The sequence below is a fragment of the Clostridium sp. LIBA-8553 genome (genome assembly GCF_057782465.1).
On the sequence record NZ_CM173489.1, the window covers coordinates 2756213 to 2770061 of the forward strand.

Here is a 13849-nt window from a genome sequence, read left to right on the forward strand (position 1 = left end):
ATATCAAAATTATATAAATTCAAATGGATCTTTTGATTCTTTTGAAATAACAAATTCTACATCTGAATCTAACTTTTCTTTTACCTTTTCACTAACATTTATTAAAACAGGCCACTCTGAATTAAAATGTCCTATATCTAGTATATTAAGTCCCATTTCCTTATAGTCTGAGACAAAATGATATGTTGTATCTCCAGTTATTATTAAGTCTGCACCAAGTTTTTTTGCATCTCCAAAGTAATCTTGACCACTACCATTTACAATGGCAACCTTCCTAACAACTTGATTTAAATCTCCTGCAAATCTTAAATTTTTAACTCCTAGAGAACTTTTAATATTATCTACTATTTCAAAACCAGTCATTTCTTTGTTTAATTCAACAACTCTTCCTATACCAGCCTCATTATTAAATTGATTTTTCTCCATTATAATACCTTTCTCAAAACCTAATATTTTTACTAAGGTATCATTTAATCCATCTTTAACAGAATCCCAATTTGTATGAGCTGAATAAAGATTTATATTATTTCTTATTAATTCTATAATTTTTCTTCCTAATAAAGTGTCTGTTGTTATTGATTGAGGTTTTCTGAATAAAAGCGGATGATGAGTTAAAATAAGCTCTGCTCCAATTTCCTTAGCCTCTCTAATAACCTCTTCAGTACAATCTAAAGCTAATAAAACCTTAGTTATATTTTTCTCTCTATCCCCAACCATAAGCCCTACATTATCAAAGCCTTCTTTTAAATTAACTGGGGCTATATCTTCTATTATTTTTATAATGTCATTTAATTTCATTATATCATCCCCTTAAGTTTATTTACCTTTTCTTCTAGATCAGCTTTTCTCTTTCTTGCAGCTTCTGTGTCATCTTTAATAAAGTTTAGTATAGTTTCGCACTTATTTATCTTTTCTTCAATAAATTCTTTAAATAATGGATGTTCTTTTTTTCTTAAAAGAGGACTGATTTCATAATCTAATTCATCCTCAAAAATTAATTTTTCTGAAGTCTCATCATATTTAACTTTAAATAACTCATAAAATCTTCCTTCATCCTTAATTAAATCCTCATCTAATATTTTATAGTTATTTTTATATAAGAACTCTCTTAAAACTTCTGGATTCTGAGCTGGTTGTAATATTAGAAAATCATATTTCTTTACCTTTGGCATGTCAGCTAATAATATATCTCTAGTTAAGTTTCCACCCATACCAGCTAATATGACACCATTTACCTCTCCAACTTTTAAAGGATTAAGGCCTGCTCCTAAAAGACATTTAACCTTATCTGAAACTCCTTCAAAGGTAACATTAACCTTTGCTTTTTCTATAGGTCCCTTATTTATATCTGAAGCTATTGCTTTTTCACATATTCCTTCTTTAACTAAATATATAGGTATATATCCATGATCTGTGCCTATATCAGCTATACTTTCACATTTATCAACATGTTCTGCTATTCTTTTTAATCTTTTACTTAGTTCCATCTTATCCCACTTTCTACAAATAATTTAATAGTGTTTGTATTTGAGAAATTAAAAACACCAATGATATTATTAAAGAAACATATATATATCTTTGAGCTAATTTTTTATCGTATTTAGCACAAAAATGACTTGCATAATAAATACATACTAACAGAATCATATTCATTATGCCATATATAATCTGCCTTCCAGCAAAATCCTTTGCACTTCCAAAAGTACAAGGAATAAAATGCGCATTAAAGTCAATTGGCATTTTATCAGGCATGATCCCAGATAAATATAATATAGAAGGTATTAAAATAATTGCTAATACTATTAGTGATGTTATTATAAATGGTATATAAAATCCCTTATCCTTTATTATTTCTCTTGCATTATTAATCTTTACTTTAAAACTTTCTTCTTTTATGCCTTTTGATATTATTAACTCTTTAAACTTTTCAAATTCATCTGGAGATAATCCATAACTTATATCTTCAGTGTGTATGTATATAACTCTTTTCCCGGAGGTTACAAACATACGCGCAAGCCCTACATTATGAACAACACATCTACCAAAACAATATTTATGCTTTCCAAAACCTGATAACTTAAATCCATTTATAAAATTATCTTGTTCTAAAAAACCATTTATATCTTTAAAATTTATCCTAAGCTTTTTTAATCCTTTAAAACAGTTTATTTCAATATAATCATCATTAACCTCATAAGCTAAAGATAAATCCAGTAGAATATAATAAATGCATATAGTACTATAAACAAAGCTCGCTACTATTACTAAGTTTCTTTCCAAATAACCATTCATTATGTCATTTAGTATTGCTAATAGTGCATTCCCTAATAAGAAATATGCCAAGACTTCTAATACACCTTGACCTCTTCTAGCCTTAAATTTTGCCATTTACTACTTCACCTCAGGATAATTATATCATAAAATAAGAGCTAATTCAGTTTACCCTTTACTGCTAATTAATATTATATATATCATTCATTTATTCCATAAAAAAAGATTAGTACCATAAAGGCACTAATCTAAATAATCTTTTAATTTTTTACTTCTACTTGGATGTCTTAACTTTCTTAAAGCTTTTGCTTCAATCTGTCTAATTCTCTCTCTAGTTACGTTGAATTCTTTACCAACTTCTTCTAGAGTTCTAGCTCTTCCATCATCTAATCCAAATCTTAATCTTAATACTTTTTCTTCTCTAGGAGTTAAAGTATCTAAAACATTTATTAACTGCTCTTTTAACATTGTAAATGCAGCTGCTTCTGCTGGTGCTGGAGCATCATCATCTGGTATAAAATCACCTAAATGAGAATCTTCCTCTTCACCTATTGGAGTTTCTAATGAAACTGGTTCTTGAGCTATTTTCAAGATTTCTCTTACCTTATCAACAGGCATATCCATTTGTTTAGATAATTCCTCTGGTAATGGATCTCTTCCTAACTCTTGAACTAATTGTCTTTGAATTCTTATAAGTTTGTTTATAGTTTCTACCATATGAACTGGTATTCTTATAGTTCTTGCTTGGTCAGCAATAGCTCTTGTTATTGCCTGTCTTATCCACCATGTAGCATATGTTGAGAACTTATATCCTTTTCTGTAGTCGAACTTTTCAACAGCCTTTATAAGACCCAAGTTACCTTCTTGTATAAGATCTAGGAATAACATTCCTCTACCAACATATCTTTTAGCTATACTTACAACAAGTCTTAAGTTAGCCTCTGCTAATTTCTTCTTAGCATAATTACTTCCTTCTTCTATTTTCTTAGCAAGCTCTATTTCATCCTCTGATGATAATAGTGGTACTTTACCTATTTCTTTTAAGTACATTCTTACAGGGTCATCTATAGCAATTCCCTCTGGAACAGAAAGATCTAATTCCTCTTCCTCTTCATCATCTTGCTCTATTTCACTTATTACCTCTATACCCATTGATTCTAAAACTTCATAGATTTTTTCTATTTGTTCTGGGTTTAATTCTATTTCATCAAGTTCATCCATTATCTCCTTGTAAGTCAATGAACCGCTTTTTTTTCCTTTATCTATAAGCCTTTTTACTAAGACCATTTTGTCAACTTTTTCTTTTACTTCTTTACCTTCACCTTTTTTTGCTTTTGTTGTTTTAGCTTTCATTTTATTACCTCCTTCCGCCATTAAAACTACTTACTCCTTTCTAGTTCTTTTAGTTTATCACTTATTTCTTTAGCTCTTTTAACTAAATCAAGTGATTCCTTAAACATATTGTTTTGTTCACATCTTTTTAGTTCTTTAAGTATAGTAGTCTGTTCTTGTTCCAACTTATATTTTTTAATAAGATTAACATAGTCCTTAACAAGAACTTCTATATTAGAAGAATGATCTAGAATAAGTAAGTCTTTTACTTCTAACCATTCCTTTAAAACTTTTGGATCTTCACACTTAGCTTCTACATGTTTTTCTAAATCGCCAAATCCCACTTCATTTATGGAATCATTGATTATTCTTTCCAATGATTTAATATTAGGAGATATTAAATCATCCTCTTCTAAGTATTTTTTTACTAATGAATGATTTTCCTCCATACAAAGAAGCTTTAAAACACTTCTTTCACATTTAACATAAGGAGGCTCTACATATAATTTTGTTCCATATTCTTCCTTATTATTCACATTTTCATGGTTTTTATTGCTATTTGTCAAATTTTTATTTAATAAATCATAAAATGCTTGTTCTTTTATGGATGTTTCTTCTGAAATTCTCTTTATGTATACATCTTTTTCTATTGGATTTAAATCTGATAATACATTCACAACTCTTTCAGCATACTTTATTAATCCATTATTATCTGAAAAATCTATACCGATTCTAGCCCTATCAAGCTTGTAATCTATAAGTTTTTTCGCAGATTGAATTAATTTTATAAAAGCTTCTTTACCATTAGCTCTTATAAATTCATCTGGATCCTTACCTTTTGGTACTGTTAGTACTCTAACATCTAATCCAGCATTTTGCAATATCTCAAGTCCTCGTATAGTAGCCATTTGTCCAGCAATATCTGCATCATATGAGATTATTACTCTGTCTACATATCTTTTTAATAACCTAGCTTGATTATCCGTTAATGCAGTTCCTAAAGAAGCAACTACATTAGTTATTCCATATTGGTGAAGTGATATACAATCCATATATCCTTCAACTATTATTAATGTTCTCTCTTTTAATCCATGCTTTATAGCAAAATTTAAGGCATATAGATTAGTTCCTTTGTGGAAAACTAATGTTTCTGGAGAGTTTAAATATTTTGGTTTTGAGTCATCTAAAACTCTACCTCCAAAACCTATTACACTTCCTTTATAATCAAACACAGGGAAAATAACTCTATTTCTGAACCTATCATAAAAAGTTCCCTTTTCACTCTTAATTCCTAGCCCAGCAGCCTCAATAGCTTCATTATTAAAGCCTTGCTTTCTAAGATAGTTTATGGTATTTTGCCATCCTTCCTTAGCGTATCCAAGTCCAAAGCTTTTTAATATATTTTCTTTTATTCCTCTTCTAAAAAAATATTCCTTAGCCTCCTTATTGTTCTGGAGATTAGAAAAGTAATATCTAGCTGCCTGCTTATTTATGTTATATAAAACTTGTTTTTTCCTTTGCGCTTCACTTTGCTTTCCATCTTCTATAGGAATTATTATATTAGCTCTATCTGCTAACTCTTTAACAGCATCTACAAAGTTCAAATTTTTAGTTTTCATAACAAAACTTATTACATTTCCAGCTTCTCCACATCCAAAGCACTTAAATATTTGTTTATCAGGAGAAACACTAAAAGATGGGCTCTTTTCATGATGAAATGGACATAAACCAGAAAAATTCCTTCCTGCTCTTTTTAGTCTTACAACATCAGAAACAACATCAACAATATCGTTTTGCTCTTTAACTTTTTCTATAATTTCTTCTGAAATTCGCAAGAAATCTACTCACCTTCTTAATATTTTTTGACAATTAATTATTATTCGACATCAATTGATAAATTCCTTCTCAAATTTTAAATATAACTTTTTTTTTATTATTTTTCAAGTCTAAATCTACAACAATTATATTTTGGCAATATTTAGTTTTAATTATTCCAAAAATATTTAATAAATCACAAACTTTGGAACATATATCTTATTGAACTCATTTGTACAGTAATCATCAGTCATTCCAGCCATGTAATCCGCTACCCCTCTATATATTCCTTCTGTTTCGCATATATCTTTATATAGTTTAGGCATTTCATTCCAATTCTTATAATAATATTCTATAACCTTACTCAATACAAACTCAGCTTTTTGCCTCTCATCTTCTAAATATTTTCCTAAATATATATTATCGAACAAAAATTTTCTAAGTTGAATAAATGCATATCCTATTTCTTCGCTTAAAGATACTTTAAGTTCTCCTTGTTTCATATTGTTAATTGTGTTAAAAACACAATCTTTAACCAAAGTCTCTATTCTTTTACTACCACTATTACCTAATTTATCAATTATCTCTTTAGGTAAATCTTCTTCTTTTAAAATTCCTGCTCTAATTGAATCATCTATATCATGATTTACATAAGCTATCTTATCTGCAAACCTAACAACCTGTCCCTCAAACGTCCCTGCAACTTTACTAACATTTGAAAATCCACTGTGATTTAATATTCCATCTAGAACTTCTTTTGTTAAGTTAAGTCCTAAGCCATCCTTCTCTATCTTCTTAACGACTCTAACACTTTGCTCATTATGCTTAAAACCACCTGGTAGAAAATCATTTAAAACATCTTCTCCAATATGAGCGAAAGCTGCATGACCTAAATCATGTCCTAAAGCAATAGCCTCTATTAAATATTCGTTTAATGAAAGGGCTACCCCTATGGTTCTTGCCACTTGAGAGACCTCTAAAGTATGCACAAGTCTAGTTCTATAATGATCACCATAAGTTCTTATAAAAACTTGAGTTTTTCTCTTTAATCTTCTAAATGATTTACTATGGATTATTCTATCTCTGTCAACCATGAAGCAAGTTCTTATATCGTCTGGCTCTTCTAATCTTTCTCTTCCTATGGATTCTTCTGAAAACTTTGCGACTTCATTTAACCTTATTCTTTCGAAACCTTCAATATTCTCTCTTATTTTCATAGCATCACCTATTATATATATTCTATTTCCCTATTTAAAATCCTTTTATTTATATAAATTTTATGTAATAGCCATTAATTCTATAAACTATATTTTAAAATTTAAAATATTATGCTTTTTAACTATTTAATCTACTAACTCAACTCTTATTTTATTTAAAAAACCAAACTATTTCACATTTTAAAGTATAATCTAAACTTAATGATAATATGCTTATATTAAGGAATTTTTATTAGGAGGCCAATCATGGGAAAGCATTCTAACCGTTTTAATGAAGCAGATGAAGTTTTAAGTGCTGTAAAAACCATAGTTTTACCTATGTATAACTTAGAAAATTATTCAATAGAAAATATAAAATTTAAAAATACAGATAAAAATAGAGCTGTTTATAAACTCATTGATAATATTTATAATCCTACCAACATTTTCTGTTTAAAGAAAGTTTATTATGATGAAGGTACTCTATTATTCATATATTCAGTTATGGAATGGTTTGCTAGAAACCAAATTAAACTTCCAAAAATACTTCCTTCAAAAGTTAATGGTAGATTTGTCAAAGCAAATAACATGCTTTTTATGCTTTCTCCATGGGTTGAAGGTCAAAAATGTGATTTCGATAATTTAGAACATATCCTACTTTCCATAGAAAATCTAGCTAAAATGCATAATTGTTCAAGAAACTTTAAACCAATTAAAGGTAGTTTACTTAAAACTGGATTCAATAGTATCTACATATCTACCTTAAAACATTTTAATAAGATTCTTTCATCCTATAATATAGCTACGAAAATCAAAAATAAGGATAAATTTTCATCAATATTCTTAGATTGCTTTGATGATAACCTTTATTTAGCCAAAGAAGCACTATTAGTTTCTAGCTCTATTGATGATAAGAAATTAAGCAAATCACTTTGCCATGGTGATTACGTAAATAAAAACTTAATAATTGATAATTCTGATGTTTGGGTAATAGACTTTGATAAATCTTCTATTAATTATTCAATGTATGATTTATGCTACTTCATGAGACGTTTATTAAAAAGAAGTAGCACTAATTGGGATATAGAACTTACAAAAAAAATACTTAAAACATACAATTCAATTGCTCCACTTACCGAGGACGATTTTAAATATATCTTCTCATATCTAGCATTTCCTCAAAAATATTGGCGTTTATCAAAAGATTATTATAACAATATGAAAAAATGTAGTAAATCAATATTTATAGAATCCATTAAAGAAGTTGCTAATAATACATCAGCCCAAGTTAGATTTATTGAAAAATTGAAAATATTATTTTTTACTGAATTTAAAGTCAAAATATAGATAAAGGAGTATTCTTAATGAATACTCCTTTTATATTATCTTATTTATTATCTTTTATTTTTAACTTGTGCTTGTGCAGCTGCAAGTCTTGCTAATGGAACTCTGTATGGTGAACAACTTACATAATTTAATCCTAAGTTGTGGCAGAATTCAACAGATGAAGGATCTCCACCGTGTTCTCCACATATACCTAATTTAATATCAGGTCTTGTTGATTTACCTTTTTCACAAGCAATTCTCATAAGCTCTCCAACACCTGTTTGGTCTAGTTTAGCAAATGGATCTTGCTCATATATTCCCTTTTCATAGTAATCTTTTAAGAACTTAGCAGCATCATCTCTTGAGAATCCAAATGTCATCTGAGTTAAGTCATTTGTACCAAATGAGAAGAACTCAGCTTCCTCAGCTACCTTATCAGCAGTTAAAGCAGCTCTTGGAATCTCAATCATTGTTCCAACCTTATAATCTAATTGAACACCTTTTTCATCCATTACTGTCTTAGCAGTTTCAACAACTACATTCTTAACATATTTTAATTCTTTTATATCACCTATTAGAGGAATCATTATTTCAGGAACTATATTATATCCCTTATTCTTTTTAACCTCTATGGCAGCTTCTATAACAGCTCTTGTTTGCATCTCAGCTATTTCTGGGTAAGATACTGCTAAACGACATCCTCTATGTCCCATCATTGGGTTAAATTCATGTAGTTCAGCAACAACAGCCTTTATCTCTTCTGGGCTAACGCCAATTTCCTTAGATAATGTATTTATATCAGCTTCCTCAGTTGGTAAGAACTCATGTAGAGGTGGGTCTAAGAATCTGATTGTAGCTGGTCTTTCTTCTAATGCCTCATACATTCCTATGAAGTCTTCTCTTTGCATTGGAAGAAGTTTTTCTAATGCAACTCTTCTACTATCTTCATTCTTAGCTAAAATCATTTCTCTAACAGCTAGAATTCTATCTTCTGCAAAGAACATGTGCTCTGTTCTACATAATCCTATACCTTCTGCACCAAACTCAACAGCTTGCTTAGTATCTCTTGGTGTATCTGCATTAGTTCTAACCTTTAATTTTCTTATTTCATCAGCCCATCCCATGAATGTAGCAAAATGACCAGTAATCTCAGGAGAAACTGTCTTAACTTGCTCTGCATAGATGTTTCCTGTTGAACCATCTATTGAGATGTAATCTTCAGAAGTTAATACCTTACCATCAACTTCTAAAGTTCTTGCTTCTTCATTAACTTTTAATTGTCCACATCCAGCTACACAGCAAGTACCCATTCCTCTTGCTACAACGGCTGCGTGAGAAGTCATTCCTCCTCTAACAGTTAAGATACCTTCTGCAGCTATCATACCTTCTATATCTTCTGGTGAAGTCTCTAATCTTACTAATACTACTTTCTCACCATTTGCTTTTCTCTCCTTAGCTTCTTCAGCCGTGAAAGCTATTTTACCACATGCAGCTCCTGGTGATGCTGGTAATCCTTTTGCAACCACTGTAGCCTCTTTTAAACCATCAGTAGCAAATGCAGGGTGAAGTAATGTATCTAACTGTTTAGGCTCAACTTTTAATATAGCCTCTTCCTTAGTTAACATTCCTTCCTCAACTAAATCAACAGCTATTTTTAAAGCTGATTGAGCAGTTCTCTTACCATTTCTAGTTTGAAGGAAATATAATTTTCCATCTTCTATTGTAAACTCCATGTCTTGCATATCTCTATAATGCTTTTCTAATGTATTAACTATATCTGTAAATTGCTTATATATTTCAGGGTTTTGTTTTTCTAAATGACTTATTGGCTCTGGTGTTCTTATACCTGCAACAACGTCCTCACCTTGAGCATTCATTAAATACTCTCCATATAATTCATTATCCCCATTAGCTGGATTTCTTGAAAATGCAACTCCAGTTCCTGAAGTTTCTCCCTTATTACCAAATACCATCTCTTGAACGTTAACTGCTGTACCCCACTCCCCTGGAATATCATTTAATCTTCTATAAACGATAGCTCTTGGGTTATTCCATGATCTAAATACAGCTGTAACGGCTTCTATAAGTTGCTCTCTTGGCTCACTTGGGAAATCTTCTCCTTTTTCCTTCTTATAAAGCACCTTAAATTTTGTTACTAATTCTTTTAAATCTTCTGCTGTTAAATCAGTGTCAACCTTGTAACCTTTTTCTTCCTTAACTTCATCTAATAAATCTTCAAAAAGTCTCTTTTCAACACCCATTACAACGTCAGCAAACATTTGAATAAATCTTCTATATGAGTCATAAGCAAATCTTGGATTATTTGTTAAGTTTGCCATTGCTTCTACTGACTCATCATTTAAGCCAAGGTTTAGAATTGTATCCATCATACCTGGCATTGAAACTCTTGCACCTGATCTAACTGATACTAATAAAGGTTTTTCAAGAGAACCAAATTTTTTACCAGTTATCTCTTCTAACTCTGACATTTTATTTTCAATTTCCTCAATAATATCTTGAGATATTTTTTTACCATCTTCATAATACTTATTACATGCTTCAGTTGTTACTGTAAATCCTTGCGGAACTGGTATTCCTAAAATAGTCATCTCAGACAAGTTAGCACCTTTTCCACCTAATAAATTTTTCATACTTGCGTTACCTTCATTAAAAAGATAAACATACTGCTTTTTCTCCATCTCAATACTCCTCCGTTCAATACTATAGTTGAATTTTTTATATCCTAACAGAGAATTCTCTCTGATAGTTACCCATTTGATTTTTCTTTTTTAACCATATTTTTAATTCTCTCCAAGCTTAACAAATAACTTAGTTATGTTAGTCTTAGACACTTTTCCTATGATCTCTAATCTCTCTTTTCCCTGATTTTCTTCAATTCTCTTTACAACTGGTACGGAGTCTATCTCATGTTCTATTATTTTTTTTGCTACATCAAAAGCGCAGTCTTCTTCTACAGCACATACTATATTAGGCATTCTTGTCATTATAACACCAACAGGAACTTTATATATATCTGTTCCTCCTATAGCAACTTTTAAAAAGTCTTTTCTGGAAACAGCTCCTGTTAGAACGCCTCCATTTTCTACAAACATAGTTCCTACATCATTCAAAAATAGATGTACTATAGCATCATGAAGCATAGTTTCTTCACATACTGTAATCGGTTTAGACATAATGTCTTTAACCTTTATATTTTTTATCTTTTCATAGATGAAACTGTTTGAGGGTTTGTCTGAATATATATATCCAACCTTTGGTCTCGCATCTAATACGCCAATCATTGTAAGTATTGCAAGATCTGGTCTTAAGGCTGCTCTTGTAACCCCTAACTTACCTGCTAAAGCTTCTGAAGTTATGGGTTGACCCTCTTTTACAAGTCTAACTATTTCTTCCTGCCTTGGTGTTAATTTCAATTTGAATGCTCCTTCCTTTAAATAAACTAGGAACAAAAAGGAATTTATTAAAGTGATTTTTTATATATTAATTGTAACACAACATAAATCTTTTTAGTATAGCAAATTTTCTGAAAAATCATTCAAATCTGATAATTATCACTTAAAATCATATGTTTTCTTCCTTTTTATTCCATTTTCCTTTAATTTACATTTATTTACTAGTCAACATCATCAAATTTTACTGTATATGTAAAATTCGTTTCATTTTCCAGCTTATTATGCTTATGAAATTTGTTTATTTTATTCTCATTTGTTTTTCCATTTTCTCTTTTTTCTTTCATATCATTTGCTACACTAAAAGCCTTGCCCTTTAGTTCAAATGCTTTTCCCTTAATATCATTAGCAGCATTTTTAACTATTTTATTAATAACTTCAACACTACCATCAGCCTTAGTTATTTCTATAGTTATTTTTGTAGCTATAGCTGCCACAACACTTACAGCTAATATACTTGGAAATATTACGGCAATCGCTCCTGCAGCTATTCCAGCATTAACTGGTATATCAGCTAATACCTTATCATCCTTAAGAATTCTTACTCTTGATACATTTCCCTTATCAATTAGATCTTTTAAGAATTTCTTTATATCTTCAAAGCTCTCAGCTTTTTCTTCCATTATCTCTTCTTGTACTTTGCTCTCTTCTTCTCTTTTTTTCTCAATATATATTAAAGCATTTACCACATCACCATCACAAGCCTCTAACGCTTCTTTAGCTTCTGCATAAGTAGCATATGTTCTTTCTATTACTTGGTCTACTTTTTCTAATGTTATTTGACTCATCTAAATCACTCCTTTATAAACTTTAACATTTCTAAACTCTTAGGTTTTCTTGAATAAACAGAAGATATTATGAAACTAGTAACTTTAAAAAGCTCATCTTTTACCTCTTCTGTCAATGTTAATCTATACACCTTATCCAAAGAAGTATTATTTAAGAATCTAAGAGCATTATATGTAGCTTTATTTATATAAAGTCCATGTTCTTTTGGACATTTATCACATACTCCTCCAAAATATCTTAAACTAATGTAGTTTGAAACATTTAATTTACTTTTACAAAATACACAGTTATCAAATCTTAATCCATATCCTGTATATTTTAATAATTTAAGTTCAAAAGCCCTTATTAAAAGTTCATAACTTATTGCCTCTGTATTTAATAAATAAAGACATGTTATGAACTCCTTATATAAGTTAAAATTTTCTTCTTCATCCTGTAGTGATATATCAATAAGCTCACATAAGTAAGATGCGTAAGTAAGCTTTTCTAGGTCAGTTAAAGATGTCTGAAAGGAAGTTCTTATTTTCCCTTCAGACAATCTGTATAAACCTTTTCCCTTGAATAATAAATAATCGCCATAGCATAAAGGGTGCGTTAATGAAAAAAGTCTACTTTTACTCTTTTTTGCACCCTTAGCTATAGCTGTTACCTTACCCATTTTCTCGGTAAAAATCCAAAGCAATTTATCGTTCTCTTTATAATCTTGAGCCTTAATGATAACTCCACCACTCTCTATAAGTGCCAGAAGCTATCCCTCCTATTTAAGTTTTTTATAACCTAATTCCTTTAGTAGTGAAGTATTATCTCTCCACTCTTTTCTAACTTTTACCCATATTTTTATATTTACTTTTGCTCTTAAGAATCTTTCTAATTCAAATCTAGCTGTTGAACCAATCTTCTTAAGTGTTTGACCATTTTTTCCAATTATAATCCCTTTATGAGATGCTTTTTCACATATTAAATCTACTTCTATGTTATACTTTCCACTATCATCTTGTTTCATTTGTATAACATCTACAGCAATACCATGAGGAACCTCTTGGCTTAAGTTTTTAAGAGCCTTTTCTCTAACTATCTCTGCTACAACAAATCTTTCTTGAACATCTGTTATCATATCATCTGGATAGTATTTAGGACCTTCTGGTAAATACTTAATCATAAGCTCTAAAAGCTTATCTGTATTTTTACCTTTCATAGCTGATATAGGAATCATCTCTGCGAAGTCATATTCTTTTGAGAATAACTCTAAAGTTTTAGCAACCTTTTCTGGTGAGCTTTCATCAACTTTATTTAATACGAATATAACAGGAGCCTTTTGATTTTTAAGTTGCTCTATTATAAACTTATCTCCTCTACCAACCTCGTCACATGGATTGCTTAAGAATAATACTAAATCTACATCCTTTATAGAATCTGTAGCACTATTTACCATATACTCACCTAATTTATGTTTAGGCTTATGTATTCCTGGAGTATCAACGAAAATCATTTGATAGTCATCTCCAGTTAGTATTGTTTGAATATTATTTCTTGTTGTTTGTGGTTTATTAGAAACTATTGACAGTTTTTCTCCCATTAATAAGTTTGTTAATGTTGACTTACCTACATTTGGTCTACCAACAATTGTTATAAATCCTGATTTAAACATAC

At 30.0% G+C, this 13849-nt stretch carries 12 protein-coding genes; 1 reads left to right on the top strand and 11 read right to left on the bottom strand.

Annotated elements, in window-relative coordinates; genetic code table 11:
* Positions 1–9 precede the first annotated feature (9 nt).
* The 6 genes from AC2JAQ_RS12315 to AC2JAQ_RS12340 all read right to left on the bottom strand — a co-directional run bounded on the left by AC2JAQ_RS12315 (position 10) and on the right by AC2JAQ_RS12340 (position 6635).
* Positions 10–798, bottom strand: a complete 789-nt coding sequence (locus AC2JAQ_RS12315) for a Nif3-like dinuclear metal center hexameric protein (RefSeq protein WP_488456708.1) — start codon at positions 796–798, stop codon at positions 10–12.
* Entirely contained in the window at positions 798–1487 is a 690-nt protein-coding gene (locus AC2JAQ_RS12320; RefSeq protein WP_488456709.1) for a tRNA (adenine(22)-N(1))-methyltransferase, read from the bottom strand. The genes AC2JAQ_RS12315 and AC2JAQ_RS12320 overlap by 1 nt, the downstream gene beginning before the upstream one ends.
* Before the next feature lie 13 nt (positions 1488–1500).
* On the bottom strand, positions 1501–2388 hold the full coding sequence (locus AC2JAQ_RS12325) for a PH domain-containing protein (RefSeq protein ID WP_488456710.1): 888 nt from the start codon (positions 2386–2388) through the stop codon (positions 1501–1503).
* A 126-nt stretch (positions 2389–2514) separates the two neighbouring features.
* The gene (gene rpoD / locus AC2JAQ_RS12330) at positions 2515–3624 is read right to left on the bottom strand and encodes an RNA polymerase sigma factor RpoD (protein WP_488456711.1); all 1110 of its coding nucleotides are present in this window, start codon (positions 3622–3624) and stop codon (positions 2515–2517) included.
* 26 nt (positions 3625–3650) lie between these two features.
* The gene (gene dnaG / locus AC2JAQ_RS12335) at positions 3651–5438 is read right to left on the bottom strand and encodes a DNA primase (RefSeq protein ID WP_488456712.1); all 1788 of its coding nucleotides are present in this window, start codon (positions 5436–5438) and stop codon (positions 3651–3653) included.
* Positions 5439–5606: 168 nt separating this feature from the next.
* Positions 5607–6635, bottom strand: a complete 1029-nt coding sequence (locus tag AC2JAQ_RS12340; protein WP_488456713.1) for a deoxyguanosinetriphosphate triphosphohydrolase — start codon at positions 6633–6635, stop codon at positions 5607–5609.
* Between the two features lie 246 nt (positions 6636–6881).
* Here AC2JAQ_RS12340 and AC2JAQ_RS12345 point away from each other — a divergent pair, with 246 nt between their 5' ends.
* Positions 6882–7961, top strand: a complete 1080-nt coding sequence (locus tag AC2JAQ_RS12345) for a CotS family spore coat protein (RefSeq protein WP_488456714.1) — start codon at positions 6882–6884, stop codon at positions 7959–7961.
* A gap of 47 nt (positions 7962–8008) precedes the next feature.
* On the opposite strand, the gene ppdK is transcribed toward AC2JAQ_RS12345, so the two are convergent.
* The 5 genes from ppdK to era all read right to left on the bottom strand — a co-directional run bounded on the left by ppdK (position 8009) and on the right by era (position 13847).
* Positions 8009–10639, bottom strand: a complete 2631-nt coding sequence (ppdK, locus tag AC2JAQ_RS12350; RefSeq protein WP_488456715.1) for a pyruvate, phosphate dikinase — start codon at positions 10637–10639, stop codon at positions 8009–8011.
* A gap of 102 nt (positions 10640–10741) precedes the next feature.
* Positions 10742–11374, bottom strand: a complete 633-nt coding sequence (gene ccpN, locus AC2JAQ_RS12355) for a transcriptional regulator CcpN (RefSeq protein WP_423237823.1) — start codon at positions 11372–11374, stop codon at positions 10742–10744.
* Between the two features lie 200 nt (positions 11375–11574).
* A complete protein-coding gene (locus AC2JAQ_RS12360) occupies positions 11575–12198 on the bottom strand; it encodes a DUF4342 domain-containing protein (RefSeq protein ID WP_488456716.1) in 624 nt (207 codons plus the stop codon).
* A gap of 5 nt (positions 12199–12203) precedes the next feature.
* Positions 12204–12935 (bottom strand): DNA repair protein RecO, encoded by a 732-nt coding sequence (gene recO / locus AC2JAQ_RS12365; protein WP_423237955.1) that lies wholly within the window; start codon positions 12933–12935, stop codon positions 12204–12206.
* Positions 12936–12956: 21 nt separating this feature from the next.
* Positions 12957–13847, bottom strand: a complete 891-nt coding sequence (gene era / locus AC2JAQ_RS12370) for a GTPase Era (RefSeq protein WP_423237825.1) — start codon at positions 13845–13847, stop codon at positions 12957–12959.
* Positions 13848–13849: the final 2 nt, after the last annotated feature.

Excerpts from the sequence above, each read along its gene's own strand:
- AC2JAQ_RS12315 (WP_488456708.1), bottom strand. The coding sequence starts at position 798 with ATGAAATTAAATGACATTATAAAAATAATAGAAGATATAGCCCCAGTT.
- AC2JAQ_RS12325 (WP_488456710.1), bottom strand. The coding sequence starts at position 2,388 with ATGGCAAAATTTAAGGCTAGAAGAGGTCAAGGTGTATTAGAAGTCTTG.
- AC2JAQ_RS12345 (WP_488456714.1), top strand. The coding sequence starts at position 6,882 with ATGGGAAAGCATTCTAACCGTTTTAATGAAGCAGATGAAGTTTTAAGT.
- rpoD (WP_488456711.1), bottom strand. The coding sequence starts at position 3,624 with ATGAAAGCTAAAACAACAAAAGCAAAAAAAGGTGAAGGTAAAGAAGTA.
- era (WP_423237825.1), bottom strand. The coding sequence starts at position 13,847 with ATGTTTAAATCAGGATTTATAACAATTGTTGGTAGACCAAATGTAGGT.
- AC2JAQ_RS12360 (WP_488456716.1), bottom strand. The coding sequence starts at position 12,198 with ATGAGTCAAATAACATTAGAAAAAGTAGACCAAGTAATAGAAAGAACA.
- AC2JAQ_RS12320 (WP_488456709.1), bottom strand. The coding sequence starts at position 1,487 with ATGGAACTAAGTAAAAGATTAAAAAGAATAGCAGAACATGTTGATAAA.
- AC2JAQ_RS12340 (WP_488456713.1), bottom strand. The coding sequence starts at position 6,635 with ATGAAAATAAGAGAGAATATTGAAGGTTTCGAAAGAATAAGGTTAAAT.
- ppdK (WP_488456715.1), bottom strand. The coding sequence starts at position 10,639 with ATGGAGAAAAAGCAGTATGTTTATCTTTTTAATGAAGGTAACGCAAGT.